This is a genomic window from Streptomyces sp. NBC_01390, from assembly GCF_045040105.1.
Taxonomy (GTDB): Bacteria; Actinomycetota; Actinomycetes; order Streptomycetales; family Streptomycetaceae; genus Streptomyces.
Window position 1 is genome coordinate 9,800,364 of record NZ_CP109551.1, and the last position, 20,444, is coordinate 9,820,807.

Sequence of the window (20,444 nt, forward strand, 5' to 3'; positions counted from 1 at the left end):
GGGGCCTTCTTCCCGGCGTGCCAGCTGTCGCGCATAGTGAAGGCGCTGTGCCACAACGTCGACGGAACCCCAGGACAAGGAATCCCATGGCGCGGAAGAAGGCCCTGATCGTCCGAGGCGGATGGGAAGGACACCAGCCGGTCAAGGCAACGGAGCTGTTCCTCCCCTTCCTCGAAAGCAGCGGTTACACCGTCCGTGTCGAGGAGTCGCCCGACGTCTACGCCGATGCCGCTGAACTGGCCGCCACCGACCTCGTCGTGCAGTGCGTGACGATGTCGGAGATCACCGCCGAGCAGTTGTCGGGACTGAGCGCGGCGGTCGTGGCGGGCACCGGCTTCACCGGCTGGCACGGCGGCATCGCCGACTCGTTCCGTGCCTCCTCCGACTATCTCCACCTGGTGGGAGGCCAGTTCGCGACCCACCCGGGCAGGGAACCGTGCGAGCGCCGGGGTGATGAGACGGACAACTACCTGCCGCACACCGTCACCCTCACCGAGCTCGGCCGCGAACACCCCGTCACCGCGGGCATCGAGGACTTCGAGCTGGACACCGAACAGTACTGGGTGCTCCACGACGACCTGATCGACGTACTCGCCACCACCACGCATCCCGTTCGGCCGTGGCATCCCTGGCACCGGCCGGTCAGCTCGCCGGCGGTCTGGACCCGGCTGTGGGGCGCCGGGCGCATCGTGGTGACGACACCGGGGCACAGCCCCGACGTGCTGGAGAACACGAACGTTCGCACCATCATCGAGAGGGGCATGCTGTGGGCGACGCGCACCGCATCGGCGTCGTAGGTCTCGGAGTCATCTCCCGCGCCTATCTCGACACCCTGGTCGGTCATCCCGCCGTACGCGTCACCGCGGTCGCCGACCTCGACGCCTCCCGGTCGGCCGCGGTCGCCGCCGAACTGCCCGGCGTAAAGGCGCTGACCGTCGAGGAGTTGCTGAGCAGTCCGGATGTGGACACGGTCCTCAACCTCACCGTCCCCGCGGCCCACGCCGAGATAGCCCTCGGTGCCACAGGTCACGGCAAGAACGTCTACGGCGAGAAGCCGCTGGCCGCCGACCTCGCCGACGCCCACGCCGTCCTGGAGTCCGCCGCGAAGGCCGGAGTCCGGGTGGGCTGCGCGCCGGACACCGTCCTCGGCACCGGAATCCAGACGGCGCGGGCGGCGCTGGAGGCGGGGATCATCGGACGCCCCCTGTTCGCCTCGGCCGTCATGATCACCCCGGGGCACGAACGCTGGCATCCACACCCCGACTTCTACTACACCGCCGGCGGTGGCCTTCTCCTCGACATGGGGCCGTACTACCTCACCTCCCTGGTCCACCTGATGGGTCCGGTGAGCGCCGTGATCGGGGCGGCAGGCCGGCTGCGCGCCGAGCGAGTCATCGGCAGCGGCCCGCGCGCGGGCGAGCGGATCCCGGTCGAGGTGGACACCCATGTCTCGGGGGTGCTGGAACACGTGGGCGGAACCCTGACGACGATCACCACGAGCTTCGACGGCGTGGCCACCACGGCGGCGCCGATCGAGATCCACGGCGAGTCGGGGACCCTCGCCGTGCCGGATCCGAACGGCTTCGACGGCGAGGTGCGGCTCTTCGAACTCGGCGCCACGCACTGGCGCACGCTCCCGTCGACGGCGGGATACGTCGGCGGCACGCGGGGCGTCGGCCTGCTCGACTTCATCGCCTCCGACGAGCGGCGGCCGCCTCGTGCGAACGGTGACGTCGCGCTGCACGTGCTGGAGACGATGAGCGCCCTCCTCCGTTCGTCGGCCGAGGGGCGACGCGTCGAGCTCACGACGTCGGTGGAGCTCCCGGTCCGCGTTCCGCTGACGGCCGCCGAGCAGTGGCGGGCGCCCACGGTCCCCTGAGCTGCGGCTCAGGGGCGGTGGTGGTGGCGACCGGGTCCGCCTGGGGGCCTCGGCACCTTCACCGCCATGCACTGCGCAGTTCCGGGCAGCGGGGTCGGCCACCCCGACGCCCTGTACCAGAAGAGACGGGGCGCGGTCGGTGCCGGCATCGCAGACGGCGAAAGCCCTGGTGTGCGGAGCTGACGTGACCGGGTACCGTCTTGGCCATGTTCTTCCAGCCGCAGATTTACGAGTGAGAGCGTGACGGGCCCCTGCCGACGTCCTTCGATGTCGCCGCGCTCGTCCCCCACCAATGAATCCGTAGATCACTTCACATCATTCCGGGAGAACCCGTGAGCAAGAACATCAACAACCCCGTGGGCATGGGCGGCGGCCAGCGCAAGAAGCTGTCGCGCACCGAACGGCAGAACAACGGTCCGCACCGCAACCTCGACCGCCAGGGTGCCGCCGACCAGAAGGCGGAGCTGGTGCGCAAGATGCGCGAGAAGGCAGAGGCAGCCGACGGCGCCGCGAAGACGGGCGACGACGCCGCACAGCGCTGACGCACCCCCGCCGCATCGCGGCACCGCAAGGGGCGGGCCCGGACCGCGACGCGCGTCCGGGCTCTGCTGCCGGACCGGGCGCGGCCCGCCCCGCCGGCACACACCCTGACTGCCGGTGGAAGCTCCGGTGAACTCACGTACGCGCACGGCCGGGCGGCGTAGCTTGCCGGGCATGGCAGAGGCCGAGCCTCGGGCCCAGCTCGTCGACTACGCGGGCATCGGGCTGGGCCGCGAGGGCGGGCGGGTCGAGATCGAGGAGATCCTGGAGCACCAGTACCTGGCGGTGCCGGTGTGCTGATCTGCCGGCAGCCGACCTGTCGGGAGGCAGGGCGCCGCGATCAGACGGCGCCCGGCGGATCACGGTGTGGATCGGGCGGCGGATCCTTGCGCAGGGTGGTGGTGATGGCGTCGCCCACCTCCCGGGTGAGGGCGGGCCGTTCGCCGGTCAGGCCGAGTTCCTGGGCCAAGGTGATGGCGTGCAGGTCGACGGTGGCCTCGACGAGATCGGCGAACACCGCCGTCGCCGAACGGACCCGGATCCATGCCGTTGCCGCGACGACCGCGGCGGCGGGCAGCGCCGGCCACCACCAGGCGCCGAGCGGCAGGTACAGCGTGGCCCATCCGGCGAGCCCGAAAGCGGCGCCGTAGGCCTCGCGAGCGGAGAGGAGTTCGGCCCGGACCGCATCGGGGACCGTCAGCCAGAGCCGGGGCCACGCGGCGCCCAGCTCCAGGCCGTAGGCGTCGTACACCCGCTGGTCGGCCGCGTGGAGGCGGTCGCCGGTCCAGGTGGGCCGCCGGGGGCGGACGAGGGCGACGGCCTCGCGTCGTTCGATGGCCCTGGCGAGTTCGGCACGGGTCCCGGCCGCCTCGCACGCCGCGTCGGCGCGCCGCCAGCGGTCGACGCGGCGCCGTACGAAAAGGCGCGCGGGCCACCGGTCGCCCCGACTGGTGCACAGGCGCTCCACGACGACGGCAGACGCTCTGGCGCACAGTCCGGCCAGCATGGCCGCCGCCAGCACACCGGCGGCCACGAGGAGGATCGCACCGGCGTTGGAGGCTCCTGGATGGGCGGCCACCCGGTCGATGGCGGGCTGAAGCTCAGCCAGGTCCAGGGCGTGGGCATGTCCCAGTACGACGGCGGCGGCCACACCGGCGAGGTAGACCACCCCGGGCAGGACGAGCAGGGCGAGCCACTTCTCGGCGGCCTTTCCGGCGAGGGCGGACAGAAAGGTGGTCACAGCCGGGCCCGGCCATAGACGAAGGGACGGCCGGTCATCACGCACACGGGAGCCTCCGGGTACAACTCCGCGCTCGACAACCGCTCGCAGGGGTGGGCGGCGGGACAGATCCACCGGTGCACCACCGGACGGCCGACGCTGTTCCCCGGCAGAGTCGGCAAGCCCTTCGCCCCCCTGGTCACGATGCCGAAGCCGGCCGCGGCCATCCGGTCGTCCAGGGTGTCCAGCCGACGCTCCAGCGCGGAGCGTGCCACAGGTTCGTCTCCGCGCAGCGCCGCAAGAACAGCCCCGACGAGTTCCGCCGCGCCCGCCTCACGCGCCGCCTCCTCCAGCTCGCCCGCACCCATGAGTGTGCACACGCGACTGAGCCGTTCCGCGAGTTCGTCCACCGAGTGCTCCCTGCCTTCGCGATCGCCATGTCAGTTGCATGATCCCGGAGTTGGTGACTTTACGGGGGTCCCAGGATCCGGCGCATCCCACTACGGTGGTCGGCGGTGGGGCGCCAGTGTGATGCCGGGGCGCTGCGGGGGACCAGAAGGAAGCAAGGAAGCGATGAGTACGTGGAAGCGCCGCAGACTGCTCTTCATGGCCGAAGTGCATGAGAGGCGGGGCACCGACCCGTCCCACGTACTGGCCGGGCTGCATGAACTGGCGGCCGAGGATCCGTACGATCTCGAAGTGCTGCTCACTGCCGCGGAACTGCTCGCCGACCGCGCCGGCCGCAGAACCGGCACGGAGCGGGAAGCGGACCTCGCGGCCTCGATCGCCCTGCTGCATCGCTGCGTTCCGCTGGTGCCCCCGGGCCACTACGACCGCGGCCGGGTCTTCAACAGCCTGGGGCAGCGGCTGTTCGCGGTCGCACAGGGCACGGACTCCCCCGAGCCCGTGGCCGAGTCGGTGCTCGCTTTCCGCGAGGCCGTGGCGGCGACGCCGCAGGGCAGCAGCATGCTCCAGGTGAACCAGTTTTTTCTGGTGGTCCAGCTCGGTGAGCACTTCGAGCGGAGCGGGGACCGGGACGCACCCGTCGAGGCCGTCCGATTGGCACGCGAGGGCTATGCCACGGTCCCGCCCGGCGACGAACTCCGCCCCATGTTCCGGACGGCCCTGATCACCTCGCTACGGCATCTCGCGGGTGCCACCGCGCACGTCGAACCGCTCCAGGAAGCCGTCGTCTTCGCGCGGGAGGCGCTGTCCGAGGCCGGCAGCACCTCTGACCTTGCCGCGGCACAATTCGATCTCGTACGCGCTCTCAGGGCACTGCACGACGCGACGACGGACACGGGACTGCTGGTCGAGGCGGTTGACCTGAGCGAACAGTGCCTTGCGGCCACACCGCGGCGCGATCCCGAGTTCAACACGCGTCGGACACGTCTCGCGTCCGCCGTCAGGCTGCTCGCCCAGGACCGCAGGGACCCCGACCTGATGCGCCGGGCCATCGACCTGATGCGGGCGACGATCGAGACACCGTCGGCCGCCGACGAGCACGCCGACACGCTCATCGACCTCACTCAGTCGCTGGCTGCCCTGTACACCATGACCGACGACCAACTCGCGCTCAGGGACGCGGAACTGACCGCCCGCACGGCCGTGGCCGCCGCCCCCGACCCCGGCCCCTGGCGCACAGAGGCACAATTCGCCCTGGCAACGATCCTGCTGTACCGCTCCAGCGTGGACGCGCGCGGCACGGACGCCGCAGCACTGCATGAGGCGCTGGGGCTGTTTCAGCACGTGGCGGCTGCCACACCGCCAGACCACCGGGAACGTGGCGATCGCCTGTGGCATCTGGGCGTCACCCTGCGCGACCTGGCCAGGCACGGCGACGGCGACACCGCCGCGTGGCGGCGCCAGGCACGGCATGTCTTCGCCGAGGCCGCGTCCGCCGCCGGACCGCCCAACGTACGGATCAAGAACTTCCAGCACCTGGGCGCCATGGAGGCCGACCTCGGTGACCCGCACGCCGCACTCGCCGCCTACGAAGCCGCAGTTGCCCTGCTGCCCCAGCTCACCCCGGACTGGCTGTCCTACCTGGGCAACGTCATCGGACTCAGACAGATCGAGGGACTGCCGGACGGTGCCGCTGCCGCCGCACTGGAGCTCGGCAGACCGGAACGGGCCCTGGAAATTCTGGAGTTGTCGCGCGGAATCCTGCACGGCCGGACGCTGGAGGCCCGTGACCTCAGGCTGCTGCGGTACCGGTCACCCCAGCTCCATGCCGAGTTCCTGCGGCTGCGCACCGAGCTCAACACCCTTGCCCGCGACGGGAACGACGGGAACGACGGGAACTGGGCCGACCTGATGAGCCGGATCCGGAGCCTCGACGGCATGGCAGGCTTCCTGCAGGCGCCCTCCGTCCAGGCGCTGCGCCGCCACGCGGATCAGGGCCCCGTAGTGATCGTGAACATCTCCGAGCGCCGCTGCGACGCACTCATCCTGCAAGCGGACGCCGAACAGCCCGTCCTGCCAGTCCCGTTGACCCGCCTGACCCAGGCCGACGTCGTCGCTCACCTCCTGCGCCTGACTCGTGCCGTCTTCGCCGCCCCGAACGACCCGTCGCTGCTCGCCCGTCGGGACGCCCAGCGGGACCTGGACGAGATCCTGCGCTGGCTGTGGGACCGCGTCACCGCACCCGTGCTCGACGCGCTGGGCCTCACCGCCCCGACCTCCGACACGCAGCCCCCGCCCCGCATCTGGTGGTGCCCCGTCGGCCTGATGGCGTACTTCCCGCTCCATGCCGCCGGCCATCACGACAGCGGCGGGAAGGCGACGGTGATGGACCGGGCCGTCTCCTCCTACACAACCACCGTGCGCGCCCTGGCCGGCCGGGTCGGTCCCGCAGCGGCCGGTACGCCCCTGCACACGCTGGTCGTGGCGGTGCCCGACGCCGAGAACGCCCCCTCGCTGCCGGGCGCGGCGGCAGAGGCCGCGGCCCTCACGGAACTGCTGCCGAACGCCCTGGTCCTGTCCGGCGCGCAGGCCACCTACGAGAACGTCGTCCGCGCGCTGCCCGCCCACCCCGTCGCCCATTTCTCCTGCCACGGCCTCACCTTCTGGGAGAACCCCGCAGCCGGCATGCTGCTGCTCCACGACCACCTCACCCGACCGCTGACCGTGGAACAGCTTTCCGCCATGGAACTGCCCTACGCGGACCTCGCCTACCTGTCCGCCTGCAGCACCTCCAACACGCACCCGGACAACGCCGACGAGGCACTGCACATCACCGGGGCCTTCCAACTCGCCGGATACCGACGCGTCATCGGCACCCTCTGGCCGGTCAACGACACCACCTCGACGGAGATCACCCGCGCGACCTACGCCGACCTCACCCACGGCGGCAGCACCCCACCCCGCACCGACCTGTCGGCCCAGGCCCTTCACCGGGCCGTACGCGCCCTGCGTGACCGGTATTCGGCCAGCCCCTCACTGTGGGCCGGGTATGTCCACGTCGGTCACTGAAGGGGTGTCCGTACCCACAGCTTCACTGCCGGCCGCCCACAGGACGGCCAGGGCCAGCAGTCCCGCAGCGATCCTGGACTGTCTCGCTCATCGTCCCACCGGACACGGCTCTCGGGCCACGCAGCGGCTGACCTGCCGTCAACGCCCTGCGCGGCCCCGAGCGGCGCCGTTGCGGCGACGACCTGCGGATTCCGGCGCATTGATCCGCTACACCACCTGGCGGGACGCCATCCTGCTTCGCAGTCGCCAGGACGATGCCGGGAGACCGCCAATACCACCGGCCGCACGCTGCTGACCAGCGCATCGGCCGCTGCGTTCAGGTCGTGTTCAGGTCCGGCTGAGCCTCGGGCAACTCCCGTACCGGAAGCGCCAAAACTCTGGCAAAGGGGTCTGGGGCGAAGGCCGGGCAGCGTGCCATCGTGCCTGCCATGTCGACCGATCACCTCACTCACAACCGGCCCGCGGGCCACATGCGTCACGCGGCGAGCAAGGTGCCGGAGGTCACCGTCTATTTCTGGATCATCAAGGTACTGACCACCGGGATGGGCGAGACGGCCTCCGACTTCCTGGCCCATCTGCTCGGCCCGATTCCCGCTGTCGGCCTCGGCGGCATCGCTCTGGCGGCCGCTCTGGCGTTGCAGTTCGCCGTCCGCCGGTACGTGGCCTGGATCTACTGGACGGCGATCGTCATGGTCAGCGTGTTCGGCACGATGGCCGCCGACGTCCTGCACGTCGGCCTCGGCGTGCCGTACCTGCTCTCGACACCGTTCTTCATGGCAGTGCTGGCCGCCGTCTTCGTCCTCTGGTACCGGAGCGAAGGCACCCTGTCCATCCACAGCATCCACACCCGGCGCCGCGAGACCTTCTACTGGGCCACCGTGCTGGCCACGTTCGCGCTGGGCACAGCCGCAGGTGACCTCACCGCCACGATCGGCCTCGGGTACCTGGGATCCGCCGTCCTGTACGCCGCCGCGATCGCCGTTCCGGCCGTCGCTCACCGGTGGGGGAGCCTGAACGCGGTGGCCGCGTTCTGGGCCGCGTACGTCATCACACGCCCGCTCGGCGCCTCCGTCGCCGACTGGATGGCCGTCGGCCACGGCCGAGGCGGACTCGACCTGGGCCTGGGGCCGGTCACGCTGTCCTGGACGGTGGCCATCCTGGGCTTCGTCGGCTACCTGGCCGTCTCCCGTAAGGACGTCCAGCGCGACATCACGCCCTGATACGCCAACAGCCCCGAGTGCGGCTGCCGTCACCCGGCGGGCAGGCTGACCACGAACCGTGCCCCCGGGGTGTGTCCGGGGTCGTACGTCACCTCGCCGCCGGCGGAGCGGGCCAGGCGTCGCGCGAGCGGCAGCCCCAGGCCCGCTCCGGCATGTCCGTCGCCGGGATCGGCGCGGTGGCCGGGCTCGAAGAGCTGTCCGGCGAACGGGGGCGGTACGCCGGGTCCGTCGTCGATGACGTCGACGCGCACGCCGTCGGGTGCGCGGTGGGCGCGGACGGTGATGCCGACGTGGGCGTAGCGGCAGGCGTTGGCGAGGAGCGGGCTGACGATGCGTTCGAGGAGGGCGGTCGGCACTCCGGCTTCCAGGCGCGGACCCTCGACGGTGACCGTCAAGTGGGCTGGTATGTCCAGGACTTCGGTGAGGCGCTGCAGCGTGGGCAGGATCTCTGCGGTGCCCGGAGCGGAGAGTGCGCCGTCACGGGCGTCGTCCAGGAGGGTGTCGCAGATGGTCCGCATGGACTCGGCGGCAGCCGAGATGACCTGGTGGGTGGCGCGGGTCTGGTCGTCTGTGCGGGGCCGGGCCTGCCACCAGTCGAGTTCGGCGATGATCCGGCTCAGGGGTGTACGCAGTTCGTGCGAGAGTTCCCCGGTGAGCTGCCGCTCGTGGCGCAGCAGGGTGCGGATGCGGTCGAGGATGGCGTCCAACGACGTACCGAGGCGGGCGAGTTCGGCCGGGTGCCGCAGCTGGCCGAAGCGTTCTTCGGAGGCGACGGCACTCCACTGGGTGGCCTGGTCGGTCATCGTGCGGACGGGGCGCAGCGCGCGGCCGACCGCCAGCCGGGTCAGGGCGTAGGTGCAGGCGAGCATGACGGCGTCCAGGGCGAGTGAACCCAGGAGCAGGGTGTCGGCCGAACTCCGGTAGGGGGAGAGGTCGAGTGCCGTGACCACGGTGGCGTCGCTCGTCCTGCCGGACACCGGCTGTGAGCAGAGCCGGAAGGGGCCGTGGACGTCGGCGGTGACGCACCGTCGGCCGCCGCGTCCGGCGAGTGCGTCGGCCACGTCGGTCAGGGGTCCGGCGGCCGGCGGCTCTTCCAGCAGGTGTCGGCCGTCGTAGATCCACACGTTCGTGTCGAGGAGTTCGTCGTTGGAAGTTTCCAGCACGCGTACCGTCGTGCCGCTGGTGTCGACGGTCGTCGCGACGGCGGCGGCGCGGGTGCGCAGTTCGTCGTCCGCCTGGTGCTGGAGGCGGTGGCCCGCCACGGCGTTGAAGGCGACGGTGAGGACCAGCATCAGCAGGGCGGCCGTGGTGAGTGCCACCAGGGAGAGGCGGCCGCGCAGTGTGCGGGGCGCCAGACGGTGGAGGAGAGCCGCCACGGTGGGCCACGGCCGGTGGCGGACACCGTTCACGACAGGGCTGATGCCGTTCATGACAGGTGGTGGCCGATCCCGCGGGCCGTCCCGATCGTCTGGTCGCTGCCCGCCTCGCGCAGTTTGCGGCGCAGTCGGGTCAGGTACTGGTCGAGGGTGTTGTCGTGGACCCGGGCGCCCTCGGGCCAGCCCGCCCGGAGGAGTTCACGGCGGCGCACGAGGCCGCCGGAAGCCGCCATGAGCGCGGCCAGGAGACGGAACTCGGTCGGTGTCAGATCGACCCGGGTGCCTCGGACGCCGACCTGGTGCCGGACGGCGTCCAGCACGAGGTCTCCTGTGGTGGCGGCAGGCGGCGGCGCGGCCCGTTTCAGGGCTGCCCGCAGGCGGGCCGCGAGTTCGGTGAGGTGGAACGGCTTTGTCAGGTAGTCGTCACCCCCGGCCGCGAACCCGGACAGCCGGTCGGGCAGCCGGTGATGGGCGGTCAGGAAGATGACGGGGGAGAGGAATCCGTTCGCGCGCATCGCCTGGCACACGTCCCGCCCGTCGGCGTCGGGCAGCCCGATGTCGAGCACGGCGGCGGAAATGCCGGCGGTGGCCAGCCGCAGGGCGGTGGCGCCGTCCGGCGCGGGCACGGTGTCGAACTCCTCGTCGCGCAGCCCGCGCATCAGCACGTCACGCAGGGCGTGATCGTCCTCGACGACCAGGATCGTCTGGCGCATGGCCCTCCTTCGGTTCCCGTGCCGTGTCCGTTCGGCTGGCTGCCGTGCCCATCGGTCCCGCCGTCCCACGCGCTGGTTCCGTGCCCGCGTCCGTCATACGGAAGGTCAAACGCTCGGGAAGCCACCGGGCCACGGCCCACAGGCATATTCCCAGCCAGCCGAACGCGAACAGCCAGCCGCCGACGACATCGGTGAACCAGTGCACGCCGAGGTAGACGCGGGTGAGCCCGACCAGCGCGCCCCAGCCGCCGATGGCCAGGGTGAGCCCGGTCCTGCCACGTGGGCCACGTAGGTGGACGGCGACGATCAGCAGTCCCGCGGTGAGTGCCGCCGTGGTGGCGTGGCCGGAGGGGAAAGCCCATCCCGAGGCATGCGTCTGCCAGTCCGCCGGGGCCGGGCGCGGCCGGGCGACGAAGCTCATCGCCGCGTACCGCAGTGTCTGGCCCGCTCCGAGGCACGCCAGGCAGAGTGCGACGGCGAGCGCCCGCTGCCGGAGGGTGCGCCCCGCGACGACTCCGGCCAGCGCGGCCAGCGCGAACGGGACGGCGCCCGTCCCGGTGGCGGTCAGCCCGCGGGCGAACGCGACCGCCACGTCGGGTCGGTGGGCGACGGACCACGAGGAGAGGTCGGCGTCCGCGAACAGCGGCACGCCGTCATGGCCCACCACGACCATGGTCAGTACGCCGAACGCCGTCCATGCGCCGAGGCCGCAACTGCCGGCCAGGTCGGCGAGATCACCGCGCCTCATGACGCCGCCACCAGCAGCGGACGCAGACGGGTGGCGGCGAGCCGCAGGGCGGCGGCCTCCGCATGCCTGCGCAGCGCCGATATGACGAGCCAAGCGGTCAGAGCGCCTACCACAACACCTGCCATCACATCGTGGGGATAGTGCGCGCCGACCCAGACCCGCGAGACCGCCATCGCACAGGCGGCCACCGCGCCGACTGCCCCGAGCCGGCGGGAGACGAAGGCCAGGGCGACGGCCGCTGCCGCGGCGACGGCCGCGTGGTTGCTGGGGAAGGACCAGTCGCCGGGCGCCGGACACGCCTCCAACGTGGCCACCCGCAGGCTCTGGCAGGGCCGGTCCTCGCGCACCAGCAGCTTCAGCACCGCGTCCACCCCGTAGGCGACGACCACGACGAACGGCACCGCGAGTGCCGTCACCGACGCGATGACTCCCGCCCGCCGGGCGCGCCACCAGCCGACGGCCATGAGCACCGCGAACACGGCGAGTCCGTACGTCGACCACGCCGAGACCGTGTCGTCCAGCCACGCGGGAGCGTGCCGGGCGAGGTTCACCACGTCGGTGTAGGCCGGGCCGTCGACCGACGAACCGTCGAGGGCGAGGTTCATCCGCATGCCTCCTTGGCCTTCGTCTTCGCCTTCGTGTCCCGGCGTGAGCGGTACATCTCGGAGGCGACCGGGATCAGCGACAGGGCCACGATCACCGCGACGATCGGCAGCAGATACCGGTCCACGTCCGGCACGGAGGAACCCAGTGCGTATCCCGCCAGCGTCAGACCCAGGCTCCACACCAGCCCCCCGGTCACCTGCCAGAGAGTGAACGTCCGCACCGGCACCCGCAGGGCGCCCGCCATCGGGTTCAGGACCGTGCGTACCACCGGAACGAAGCGGGCCAGGACGATCGCCTTCGCATACCCGTAACGCTCCAGCAGCGCCTGCGCGCGCTCGGCTCCTTCGTGCAGGCGGGCCGAGCGGCTGCGGGCGAGCAGGGCGCCGCCCGCTCTTCGGCCCAGCAGATATCCGCACTGCGCGCCCGCCAGCGCCCCCACCGCCGCGGCCACCAACAGCGGGCCCAGCGACAGTTTCAGGCCGCGGTCGGCGGCGCCGGTGCACAGCAGACCGGCCGTGAACAGCAGCGAGTCGCCCGGGAGGAAGAAACCGATCAGCAGCCCGGTCTCGGCGAACAGCACCACACCCACGCCCAGCGCGCCGAACGCGGACAGCAGCGACCGCGCATCCAGCACATTGACGGCGAGCTGCGACGATAGGTGCATGGCTGTGGTCATCGTCGGGAGCCCCTTCACCCTTCATCCTTCTTCCGGACCGTCGGGTGCGGCGCATCGGTGACACGACGGCACCCGACAACCGACTACAATCCTGTAGACGGTCTACTGAACTGTAGACGATGGCGGAGTGAGGAACGTTCCCATGACCGACGCGAGGGACGAGAGGCGACCGGCCGGCGAGCTCGAAGCCGCTGTCATGGCCGCGCTGTGGGCGGCCGGGGTCCCGCTCACGCCCGGACGGCTGCAGACCGAACTCGACTTCGGGCTGGCCCGCACGACGGTGACGACGATACTGACCCGTCTGCACGAGAAGGGCGTCGTCAGCCGGGAGCGGCAGGGGCGCGGCTATGCCTACTTCCCCATGCAGGACGCCCCCGGCCTGACCGCCCGGCGCATGCACACCGAACTCGACCGGGACACCGACCGGGAAACGGTCCTGGCCCGCTTCGTCGCCCAGCTCAGCCCCGGCGACGAGCAGCACCTGCGCCGGCTTCTGGAGGGCGGGGAGTGATGACCGCCCTGCTGCTCGTGCCGCTGCTCCTGCCCTTCCTGGCACCGGTGTTGGCCCGCCGGACCCTTGACCGCCTCCCTCCCGCCACCGCCCTGTGGGTCCTCACCGCCTCCGCCCTGGCACTGGCCGGAGCCTGCGTCGCCGCCCTCGGCGCCCTGGTCCTGACCGGGCTGCTCACCTTCCCGGCCCTCGCTGCCCTCGGCGAACTCATCCACCCCCTGCGTACGCCCTCGGACTACCTCGTCCTGCCCGTGGCCACGGCGGCCACCGGGGTGCTCACCCTCGGCACCTGGACACTGGCCCGCTCGGCCTTCCGGCAGACCCGCGCCTTCCACGCCGCCCGCGCCCAGGCCGACCGCCGCCCTGCCGCCGGCGACCTGTGCGTCGTCGACTCGCCCCACCCGGACGCGTATGCACTGCCCGGACGGCCCCACCGCATCGTCGTCACCACCGCGATGCTGCGCAGCCTCGACGCGGCCGAGCGCGAGGCCCTCTTCGCCCATGAACGCGCCCACAACCGGGCCGGCCACCACTACTTCCTGGCCGTCGCCGAACTCACCGCCCACTGCCATCCCGCCCTGCGCACCGCCCGCGACACCATCCGGCTCGCCGCCGAACGGGCCGCCGACGAAGCCGCCGCCACCACCGTCGGCGACCGACGTCTGATCGCCACAGCCATTGCCCGCGCCGCCCTCGCCTGCCACGCCTCCCCCTCCACCCGCCCGGACTTCGCCCCCGCGGCGACGACCGGCCCCGTTCCGCAACGCGTCGCCGCCCTCCTCCACCCCGTCGAACCCTTCGAGGGGCGCTCGCACGCCAAACGCATCACCGCATTCCTCCTCGTGGCCTGCACGGTCCTGTCCGTCGCCGCCGGAACGGCCGGCGTCGTCGACTTCCACCACGAGGTCGAGATCGCCCAGGGTGAGGCGGGGCCCTGACGGGTTCCGAGCTGCACGTCGTCACACGTGACATCTGTGGGCACGGAACTCTGTGCCTGGACACCGGGGAGAGTCGACGCAGGGGGCGGCTTACGGGGGTTGCGCCGGCCACGACGCCGGCGACCGGCGGGGCTGTGCCCCAGCGGGTGCGGGCCCTGCCGGCCCTCCTCCCTCGCGCCCCACCCTGACCTTCGGGGCCGGCGCCCTCCTGCTCACCCTGTGGCCCACTCCCCGTAGCGGCCGGACGCCTGCTGCGACCACCGGGGTGCCGGCGAACAAGGAAGACACCGCAGGTAGACGCGTAGTACCGCGGTACTACACCCGCGGCGCGGTTCAGCCTCCCGGTACCACCGGATCGGGGTAAACCGGACCTTAGCGTTGCCGGTGAGGCGTCGGAAGCGACGGACGCCGCAGCCGACAGGGAGAGAACGCGCATGATCGACGCACGGCAGTTGACCAAGAAGTACGGCGAGAAGACGGCCGTCGACGGGCTGGACTTCGTCGTGAAGCCCGGCACGGTGACCGGCTTCCTGGGGCCCAACGGCGCGGGCAAGTCCACGACCATGCGCATGATCGTCGGCCTCGACGCCCCGTCGAGCGGCTCCGTGACCGTGAATGGCCACCCCTACGCCGGCCACCAGGCGCCGTTGCAGGAGGTCGGTGCGCTGCTGGAGGCGAAGTCGATCCATCCGGGCCGCTCGGCGTACAACCACCTCAGGGCGCTCGCGCTGACCCACGGCATTCCGGGCAGCCGGGTCGACGAGGTCATCGGCCTCGCGGGACTGGGCAGTGTGGCGAAGAAGCGGGCCGGAGCCTTCTCTCTCGGAATGGGCCAGCGGCTGGGCATCGCGGCGGCTTTGCTGGGCGACCCGCAGACGGTGATGCTGGACGAGCCGGTCAACGGGCTGGACCCGGAGGGTGTGCTCTGGATCCGCAATCTGCTCAAGGGGCTCGCCGACGAGGGCCGGACGGTGTTCGTGTCCTCGCACCTGATGAGCGAGATGGCCCTGGTGGCGGATCACCTGATCGTCGTGGGGCGGGGGCGGCTGCTGGCCGACACGACGGTGGCGGACCTGATCCGTGAGGCGGGCGGCGACACGGTGAAGGTGACGGCCCAGGACCCGGTGCGGCTGCGGGACGTGCTGGCCGGGCCGGGCGTCGACGTCACGGGCCGGATCGGCTCCGAGGAGCTGCAGGTGACCGGGCTGAGCGCCCGTGAGATCGGACTGAAGGCCGCCGAGCACGGGATCGCGCTGTTCGAGCTGAGCGCGCGGACCGTGTCCCTGGAGGAGGCGTTCATGGACCTGACCAGGGATGCCGTGGAGTACCACGGCACCACGACCGGGATCGACACCGTCGAGACCATCGAGGCCGTCGGGAGGCCCGCGTGAGCACCCTCACCGCAACCGCCGAGAAACCGCGCAGCACCCCCGCCCGCCCCGTCTACCGGGTGACCGGACGGCGCGTGCTCTCCTCCGAGTGGGCCAAGCTGTGGTCCCTGCGCTCGACCTGGATCACCCTGGGCCTCGGGCTGCTCTTCCTGGTGGCCTTCGGTCTGATCGCCGCGAGCCGCTACAAGTCGGGAATCGACTCCGGCAACCTGGACTCGGACTTCGCCGCCTCGACGGCCGTCAGCCTGTCCCTGTTCGGTACGAACTTCGCCCAGCTGGCCCTGGGTGTGCTCGGCGTGCTGGTCACGGCGGGGGAGTACTCGACCGGCATGATCCGCTCGACGCTCGCGGCGGTGCCCCGTCGGCTGCCCGTGCTGTGGTCCAAGGCGGCCGTGTTCGGGCTGGTCGCGCTGGTGGTCGGGATGCTCGGCGCGTTCGTCGCCTTCGGGTTCGGCAGCGGCATCGTCTCCGGCACGCCGGCCGCGATGAGCCTGTCGCACGCGGGAGTGGTGCGCAGCCTGCTGGGCGCCGGGCTCTACCTGGGCCTGGTCGGTGTGATCGGCGTCGCGCTGGGCGCTCTGCTGCGGTCGGTGGCCGGCGGGATCTCGGTGCTGGTCGCCACGTTCATGCTGATCCCGGGGCTCATCTCCCTGCTGCCCAGCTCCTGGCAGAACGACATCAGCCCCTATCTGCCGAGCAACGCGGGCGAGGCGATGTTCGCCCTGACCCACGACTCCACGGCCCTGTCGCCGGGCGCGGGACTGCTGGTCTTCCTCTGCTGGACGGTGCTGGCGCTGGGCGGCGCGGCGTACCGGCTCGTACGCAGCGACGTCTGACCGCCCGCACCATGGGCAGGTGACCACTTTGACGACCACCACCGACGACATCGGCGGGATGGGACCGCTGATCGCCCGGTTCAGCCGGGGCGGCCAGCGGCTGCGACACGCGGACCGGGCGCATCCGTGGGTGCTGGACACCGCGGTGGTGGTGCTGGTCTTCCTGATGTTCTGCCTGCCGGATCTGCTGCAGGGGGGTCTCGGGGGCGGCGACGCCCCACGCCGGTTCAAACTCGCCTTCGACCAACTTTCTCCGGCTGCCATGCTGGCCCTGCAGTCCGGTCTCGTGCTGCCGCTGCTGTGGCGGCGGAGCAGGCCCATGGCGGCCTTCGCCGCCATCGCGGCCGTGTTCGTTCTCCAGTGGTCGCTCGGCGCCGCGCTGCGCGCGGACATCGCCCTGTTCATCGCCCTGTACAGCCTGTCCCTGCACGGCCGGCTGCGGCAGCTGCCGTGGGCCTGCGGGGCCATGGCGGTCGGCATCGTGCTGGTCGCGGTGCGCGCTTCGGCGGCGGTGTCCGTCTGGGACGCGCTGTTCTTCCTGCTGAGCACGGCGACCGCGGCCCTGGCGCTCGGTCTGATGGTACGGACCCGCCGGGCCCAGCTCGCCGGACTGCGGGACCGGGCCGCCCGGTTGGAGATCGAGCGCGACCAGCGCAGCAAGCTCGCGACGGCCACCGAACGCACCCGGGTCGCCCGCGAGATGCACGACATCGTCGGCCACAACCTGTCCGTCATCATCACCCTCGCCGACGCGGGCTCGTACGCCACCGACATCTCTCCCGAACGGGGCAAGGAGGCCCTGCGGCTCATCGGCGACACCGGCCGGACGGCCCTCGGCGAGCTGCGGCGCGTGCTGGGTGTCCTGCGGGAGGAGTCGGACGGCCCTGCCAGAGCGCTGGAACTCAGTCCACAGCCCGGCGTCGGGGACGTCGGAACGCTGTGTGATCGGGTGCGCTCCGCCGGCCTGGAGGTCGTCTACCGGACCTCCGGTGACGTCGACGCCTTGGACAGTGGGGTGCAGCTGACGGTGTACCGCATCGTCCAGGAAGCCCTCACCAACACCCTGAAGCACGCCGCCGCCGACACCCGGGTGCACCTGGCGATCCTCGTCGAGGACAGCCGACTGACCATCCGGGTCCACGACACCGGCCCGGCCACACGGTCCGGACCACCGAACGAGGAAGGACACGGCCTGGTGGGCATGCGGGAGAGAGCGGCTCTGTACGGCGGCACTGTGAACGCGGGGCCGACCAGCGGCGGAGGATGGAGAGTCGAAGCCGTCCTCGACCTCACACCCCAAGGCGGTGACCGATGACCACCGTCCTCATCGTGGACGACCAGCCGCTGCAACGCTACGGCTTCCACATCCTCCTGGACTCCGTCCCCGAGACCGACGTCGTCGGCGAGGCCGCGCACGGCGCCGAGGCCGTCCGCAAGACCGCCGAACTGCGCCCGGACGTCGTCCTGATGGACGTCCGCATGCCCGGTATGGACGGCATCGAGGCCACCCGCCGCATCGCCTCCGCCGGCGGACGCTCGCGCGTCCTCGTACTCACCACCTTCGACCTCGACGAGTACGTCCACGCCGCCCTCCGCGCCGGCGCCAGCGGCTTCCTGCTCAAGGATGCGCGCCCCGAGGAACTCCTCGCCGGCATCCGCGCGGTGGCCTCCGGCGACGCCGTCATCGCACCCGCCCTCACCCGCCGGCTCCTGGAGGAGTACGCCCAGTACGTCCCCTCCCACAGAAGCGACTCCGCCGAGGATCCGCGGCTGAGTGCCCTGACCGACCGCGAACGCGAGATCCTCGTCGCCGTCGGCAAGGGCTGGACCAACGGCGAGATCGCCACCCGGTTCGTCCTGTCCGAGTCCACCGTCAAGACACACGTCGGCCGCGTCCTGACCAAGATCGGAGCCCGCGACCGCATCCAGGCCGTGATCTTCGCCTACGACCACGGCCTCGCCCGGCCCAGCGTGGACTGAACCGAGAAGCGGCGGGCAGCCGGCGCGCCCCGGCCGCGACACCGGCAGCGCGTCGTGCAGGCGACGGCCCGGCAGAGGTTCAGGCGGTATCCGTGCCCCCGCCCTCCGCCATCAGAGTCTCCCGGGAGACGGTTTCCCCCGCATGCCGGGCCAGTACGGCGAGCAGGTCGAACTCCCGGGAAGCAGCTCTGCGTCCGTCCTGGTCGTGCAGCGTGCAGCGGCGGCGCAGCTGGGCGCGGAGGCCGACGAGCAGCACGGTCAGAAACAGGCTCCGAGGGCGGTTGCTGAAGGCCGTTCAGGCGCCTGCCGTGGGAACGGGAGCGGGAGCAGGATTCGGTCGGAGGCGGGTGACGATCCGGCTCGCGGCGGTCTTCTGAAGCAGCCCGTAGGCGAGGACCGGCAGCAGCAGGTGAGGTTTGTCGGGCAGGGACGCCGAGATCAGTACCGCGCTCGCGCTGCTGTTGTTCATGCCGCAGGCGAGTGTCAGCGACGAGGCGGTACTCGCCTCCAGTCGCAGGAGGCGGGCGGCGACCCGGCCGAGCACGAAGGAGAGCAGGCAGACCAGGGCGGCCACGGCCAGGGCGGCGGCGAACAGCAGCGGGCGCGGCCGGGTGAGGACGGAGCCGAGGGCGCCGCTGGCGTTGACGTAGGTCAGGACCAGCGAACCGGCCATGGCCGCTGGTGCCACCGTCGCGACGAGAGGGCCCAGCCACTGCGCCGGCAGGACGAGCACGCTCAACAGGCCTGCCGTACAGGGAAGGACCACGGCGGTGAGGGCGAATCCGCCTTCGGCCAGCCGGCCGGTGTCGGCGAGGGTGTGCGCGTAGCCGCCGCTGAGCAGCGGCGACAGCGTGGCCAGCAGCAACGGGGTGGTGAGCGGGCTGAGGAGGGTGGAGGCCAGGACGAGGCCCACCATCGTCGGCTGGTCGCCGTCGCCCTTGTCGGTCCACACGGTGGCCCCGGCGGCGACGGGCATCGCCACGACGAGGATCATCGCGGTGAGCAGTCCGCTGCCGCCGTCGCTGTCGGGGGTGCGCCGCAGCAGGAACGCGGCGAGCGGCACCACCGCCAGCGGGATCGCCAGGTGCAGCACGAGCCCGGCGAGCAGGGCCTTCGGACGCCGCAGCAGGGCACCCAGCGCGCGGACGGGGACCTGGAGCCCCGCCGAGAACAGGACCAGGGACAGCAGGAGCGGTGCGGTGTGCAGGGTCAGGTGCGTCAGCGGTAAGGGACGGGGGTGGCGCAGCCACAGGCCGGGTCCGGGCAGCAGCAGGGCGAGGACGTAGGCGAGGACGACGGCGCGGCCGAGCCGGTGCCGCAGCCAGGACGCGGCGCGAGTGTGCATGGCCCCATCGTGATCATGCCGGACGCGGCGGGCCGGGAAAGCCGCGCGGCAGTCAGGATGCGTTCAGGTAACCGCTGGCAACGTCCTGCCCATGACCTACGAACTCTCCGGGACTCCCGAGGCCGAACCGGGCACCAGTGCCTACGCTCGCCCCTCCCACCGTCTGCGCTGGAACAAGGTCCCCGAGGTCACCGCCTACTTCTGGATCATCAAGGTGTTGTGCACGACGGTCGGCGAGACCGCGGCCGACCTGCTCAACGAGAAAGCCGGCCTGGGCCTGACCGGCGTGTCCGTGCTCATGAGCGCGCTGCTCGCGGTGGTCCTCGTCGTCCAGTTCCGCACCACGGCGTACCGCGCGGGCGTGTACTGGCTCGCCGTCGCCCTCATCAGCGTCGTCGGCACGCTGATCAGCGACAACCTCACCGACAACATGGGCGTGCCGCTGGAGACGACCACCACCGTGTTCGCCGTCCTTCTCGCCGTCGCGTTCGTCGTCTGGTACCGGCGTGAGCGCACCCTCTCCATCCACAGCATCGACACCACCAGCCGCGAGGCGTACTACTGGCTGGCGGTCCTGTTCACCTTCGCCCTCGGAACGGCGGGCGGCGACCTGGTCTCCGAGCGCATGGACCTCGGCTACTGGCTCGCAGCGGCCCTCTTCGCCCTGGCCATCGCCGCCGTCGCGGTCGCGCACTTCGCGCTGGGCCTGGACGCGGTGTGGAGCTTCTGGATCGCCTACATCCTCACCCGCCCGCTCGGTGCCTCGATCGGCGACTACCTCTCCCAGCAGACCGGCGACGGCGGCCTCGGGTTCGGCACCGTCGTCACGAGCGGGCTCTTCCTGGCCGTCATCCTCGGCCTGGTGGTGTACCTGGCGGTGACCCGCAAGGACGTCGCGGACCCGGCGCGCTTGACGCGGCAGACGGCCTGAACGGCGCCACGCACGCCCGGCAGGCGGGGGAAGCGTCCTTGAACCCGCCTCTGCACCTTCG

General features: G+C 71.6%; 22 protein-coding genes. 13 read left to right on the forward strand and 9 right to left on the reverse strand.

Annotation, left to right across the window (positions count from 1 at the left end; genetic code table 11):
• Window positions 1–86: 86 nt before the first annotated feature.
• From OG241_RS43865 to OG241_RS43880, 4 genes are all read left to right on the forward strand, one after another.
• Window positions 87–797 carry a ThuA domain-containing protein gene (locus OG241_RS43865; RefSeq protein ID WP_405823847.1) on the forward strand — a complete coding sequence of 237 codons (711 nt, stop codon included), beginning with the start codon at window positions 87–89 and terminating at the stop codon, window positions 795–797.
• On the forward strand, window positions 767–1,879 hold the full coding sequence (locus OG241_RS43870; protein ID WP_405823849.1) for a Gfo/Idh/MocA family protein: 1,113 nt from the start codon (window positions 767–769) through the stop codon (window positions 1,877–1,879). Before OG241_RS43865 ends, OG241_RS43870 begins: the two co-directional genes overlap by 31 nt.
• Before the next feature lie 332 nt (window positions 1,880–2,211).
• Window positions 2,212–2,421, forward strand: a complete 210-nt coding sequence (locus OG241_RS43875; protein ID WP_405823851.1) for a DUF6243 family protein — start codon at window positions 2,212–2,214, stop codon at window positions 2,419–2,421.
• A gap of 172 nt (window positions 2,422–2,593) precedes the next feature.
• The gene (locus OG241_RS43880) at window positions 2,594–2,719 is read left to right on the forward strand and encodes a hypothetical protein (RefSeq protein ID WP_405823853.1); all 126 of its coding nucleotides are present in this window, start codon (window positions 2,594–2,596) and stop codon (window positions 2,717–2,719) included.
• Between the two features lie 40 nt (window positions 2,720–2,759).
• On the opposite strand, the gene OG241_RS43885 is transcribed toward OG241_RS43880, so the two are convergent.
• Together OG241_RS43885 and OG241_RS43890 are read right to left on the reverse strand one after the other, a co-directional pair.
• The gene (locus OG241_RS43885; RefSeq protein ID WP_405823855.1) at window positions 2,760–3,659 is read right to left on the reverse strand and encodes a hypothetical protein; all 900 of its coding nucleotides are present in this window, start codon (window positions 3,657–3,659) and stop codon (window positions 2,760–2,762) included.
• Entirely contained in the window at window positions 3,656–4,048 is a 393-nt protein-coding gene (locus OG241_RS43890; RefSeq protein ID WP_405823857.1) for a hypothetical protein, read from the reverse strand. The genes OG241_RS43885 and OG241_RS43890 overlap by 4 nt, the downstream gene beginning before the upstream one ends.
• Before the next feature lie 163 nt (window positions 4,049–4,211).
• On the opposite strand from OG241_RS43890, the gene OG241_RS43895 reads away from it, so the two are divergent.
• Both OG241_RS43895 and OG241_RS43900 read left to right on the forward strand, forming a co-directional pair.
• The gene (locus OG241_RS43895; protein WP_405823858.1) at window positions 4,212–7,112 is read left to right on the forward strand and encodes a CHAT domain-containing protein; all 2,901 of its coding nucleotides are present in this window, start codon (window positions 4,212–4,214) and stop codon (window positions 7,110–7,112) included.
• A 428-nt stretch (window positions 7,113–7,540) separates the two neighbouring features.
• Window positions 7,541–8,332: a hypothetical protein gene (locus OG241_RS43900; protein ID WP_405823860.1), complete on the forward strand. Its 792-nt coding sequence runs from the start codon at window positions 7,541–7,543 to the stop codon at window positions 8,330–8,332.
• 29 nt (window positions 8,333–8,361) lie between these two features.
• Here OG241_RS43900 and OG241_RS43905 read toward each other — a convergent pair whose 3' ends face one another.
• From OG241_RS43905 to OG241_RS43925, 5 genes are read right to left on the reverse strand one after another with little or no spacing between them, the layout of a single operon-like run.
• Window positions 8,362–9,762, reverse strand: coding sequence for a sensor histidine kinase (locus OG241_RS43905; protein WP_405823862.1), 1,401 nt, complete (start codon window positions 9,760–9,762; stop codon window positions 8,362–8,364).
• A complete protein-coding gene (locus OG241_RS43910) occupies window positions 9,759–10,421 on the reverse strand; it encodes a response regulator transcription factor (protein ID WP_405823864.1) in 663 nt (220 codons plus the stop codon). The genes OG241_RS43905 and OG241_RS43910 overlap by 4 nt, the downstream gene beginning before the upstream one ends.
• A complete protein-coding gene (locus tag OG241_RS43915) occupies window positions 10,375–11,169 on the reverse strand; it encodes a phosphatase PAP2 family protein (protein ID WP_405823866.1) in 795 nt (264 codons plus the stop codon). The genes OG241_RS43910 and OG241_RS43915 overlap by 47 nt, the downstream gene beginning before the upstream one ends.
• Window positions 11,166–11,774 carry a phosphatase PAP2 family protein gene (locus tag OG241_RS43920; protein ID WP_405823868.1) on the reverse strand — a complete coding sequence of 203 codons (609 nt, stop codon included), beginning with the start codon at window positions 11,772–11,774 and terminating at the stop codon, window positions 11,166–11,168. Before OG241_RS43920 ends, OG241_RS43915 begins: the two co-directional genes overlap by 4 nt.
• Window positions 11,771–12,451, reverse strand: coding sequence for a DedA family protein (locus OG241_RS43925; RefSeq protein WP_405823870.1), 681 nt, complete (start codon window positions 12,449–12,451; stop codon window positions 11,771–11,773). The genes OG241_RS43920 and OG241_RS43925 overlap by 4 nt, the downstream gene beginning before the upstream one ends.
• Before the next feature lie 142 nt (window positions 12,452–12,593).
• Between OG241_RS43925 and OG241_RS43930 the strand changes: the two genes are divergently transcribed.
• The 6 genes from OG241_RS43930 (at window position 12,594) to OG241_RS43955 (ending at window position 18,107) form a co-directional block, all read left to right on the forward strand.
• Complete coding sequence (locus OG241_RS43930; RefSeq protein WP_405823872.1) at window positions 12,594–12,962, forward strand: BlaI/MecI/CopY family transcriptional regulator; 369 nt, start codon at window positions 12,594–12,596, stop codon at window positions 12,960–12,962.
• The gene (locus OG241_RS43935) at window positions 12,962–13,900 is read left to right on the forward strand and encodes a M48 family metalloprotease (RefSeq protein WP_405823874.1); all 939 of its coding nucleotides are present in this window, start codon (window positions 12,962–12,964) and stop codon (window positions 13,898–13,900) included. The genes OG241_RS43930 and OG241_RS43935 overlap by 1 nt, the downstream gene beginning before the upstream one ends.
• 434 nt (window positions 13,901–14,334) lie before the next feature.
• The gene (locus OG241_RS43940) at window positions 14,335–15,291 is read left to right on the forward strand and encodes an ATP-binding cassette domain-containing protein (RefSeq protein WP_405823876.1); all 957 of its coding nucleotides are present in this window, start codon (window positions 14,335–14,337) and stop codon (window positions 15,289–15,291) included.
• Complete coding sequence (locus OG241_RS43945; protein WP_405823877.1) at window positions 15,288–16,127, forward strand: ABC transporter permease; 840 nt, start codon at window positions 15,288–15,290, stop codon at window positions 16,125–16,127. The genes OG241_RS43940 and OG241_RS43945 overlap by 4 nt, the downstream gene beginning before the upstream one ends.
• Before the next feature lie 58 nt (window positions 16,128–16,185).
• Entirely contained in the window at window positions 16,186–17,442 is a 1,257-nt protein-coding gene (locus OG241_RS43950; RefSeq protein WP_405826761.1) for a sensor histidine kinase, read from the forward strand.
• Window positions 17,439–18,107 (forward strand): response regulator, encoded by a 669-nt coding sequence (locus OG241_RS43955; protein ID WP_405823879.1) that lies wholly within the window; start codon window positions 17,439–17,441, stop codon window positions 18,105–18,107. The genes OG241_RS43950 and OG241_RS43955 overlap by 4 nt, the downstream gene beginning before the upstream one ends.
• Before the next feature lie 79 nt (window positions 18,108–18,186).
• Here the strand turns inward: OG241_RS43955 and OG241_RS43960 are convergent, their stop codons facing one another.
• Both OG241_RS43960 and OG241_RS43965 read right to left on the reverse strand, forming a co-directional pair.
• Window positions 18,187–18,363 carry a winged helix-turn-helix domain-containing protein gene (locus OG241_RS43960; protein WP_405823881.1) on the reverse strand — a complete coding sequence of 59 codons (177 nt, stop codon included), beginning with the start codon at window positions 18,361–18,363 and terminating at the stop codon, window positions 18,187–18,189.
• Window positions 18,364–18,402: 39 nt separating this feature from the next.
• Window positions 18,403–19,452: a sodium-dependent transporter gene (locus OG241_RS43965; protein WP_405823883.1), complete on the reverse strand. Its 1,050-nt coding sequence runs from the start codon at window positions 19,450–19,452 to the stop codon at window positions 18,403–18,405.
• A gap of 91 nt (window positions 19,453–19,543) precedes the next feature.
• On the opposite strand from OG241_RS43965, the gene OG241_RS43970 reads away from it, so the two are divergent.
• Window positions 19,544–20,383: a hypothetical protein gene (locus tag OG241_RS43970; RefSeq protein ID WP_405823885.1), complete on the forward strand. Its 840-nt coding sequence runs from the start codon at window positions 19,544–19,546 to the stop codon at window positions 20,381–20,383.
• Window positions 20,384–20,444 lie beyond the last annotated feature (61 nt).

Bases quoted from the DNA above. Each gene is read 5' to 3' on its own strand.
- OG241_RS43865 (WP_405823847.1), top strand. From the start codon at position 87: ATGGCGCGGAAGAAGGCCCTGATCGTCCGAGGCGGATGGGAAGGACAC.
- OG241_RS43880 (WP_405823853.1), top strand. From the start codon at position 2,594: ATGGCAGAGGCCGAGCCTCGGGCCCAGCTCGTCGACTACGCGGGCATC.
- OG241_RS43895 (WP_405823858.1), top strand. From the start codon at position 4,212: ATGAGTACGTGGAAGCGCCGCAGACTGCTCTTCATGGCCGAAGTGCAT.
- OG241_RS43900 (WP_405823860.1), top strand. From the start codon at position 7,541: ATGTCGACCGATCACCTCACTCACAACCGGCCCGCGGGCCACATGCGT.
- OG241_RS43905 (WP_405823862.1), bottom strand. From the start codon at position 9,762: ATGAACGGCATCAGCCCTGTCGTGAACGGTGTCCGCCACCGGCCGTGG.
- OG241_RS43910 (WP_405823864.1), bottom strand. From the start codon at position 10,421: ATGCGCCAGACGATCCTGGTCGTCGAGGACGATCACGCCCTGCGTGAC.
- OG241_RS43915 (WP_405823866.1), bottom strand. From the start codon at position 11,169: ATGAGGCGCGGTGATCTCGCCGACCTGGCCGGCAGTTGCGGCCTCGGC.
- OG241_RS43920 (WP_405823868.1), bottom strand. From the start codon at position 11,774: ATGAACCTCGCCCTCGACGGTTCGTCGGTCGACGGCCCGGCCTACACC.
- OG241_RS43925 (WP_405823870.1), bottom strand. From the start codon at position 12,451: ATGACCACAGCCATGCACCTATCGTCGCAGCTCGCCGTCAATGTGCTG.
- OG241_RS43930 (WP_405823872.1), top strand. From the start codon at position 12,594: ATGACCGACGCGAGGGACGAGAGGCGACCGGCCGGCGAGCTCGAAGCC.
- OG241_RS43935 (WP_405823874.1), top strand. From the start codon at position 12,962: ATGACCGCCCTGCTGCTCGTGCCGCTGCTCCTGCCCTTCCTGGCACCG.
- OG241_RS43940 (WP_405823876.1), top strand. From the start codon at position 14,335: ATGATCGACGCACGGCAGTTGACCAAGAAGTACGGCGAGAAGACGGCC.
- OG241_RS43950 (WP_405826761.1), top strand. From the start codon at position 16,186: ATGGGACCGCTGATCGCCCGGTTCAGCCGGGGCGGCCAGCGGCTGCGA.
- OG241_RS43955 (WP_405823879.1), top strand. From the start codon at position 17,439: ATGACCACCGTCCTCATCGTGGACGACCAGCCGCTGCAACGCTACGGC.
- OG241_RS43965 (WP_405823883.1), bottom strand. From the start codon at position 19,452: ATGCACACTCGCGCCGCGTCCTGGCTGCGGCACCGGCTCGGCCGCGCC.
- OG241_RS43970 (WP_405823885.1), top strand. From the start codon at position 19,544: ATGACCTACGAACTCTCCGGGACTCCCGAGGCCGAACCGGGCACCAGT.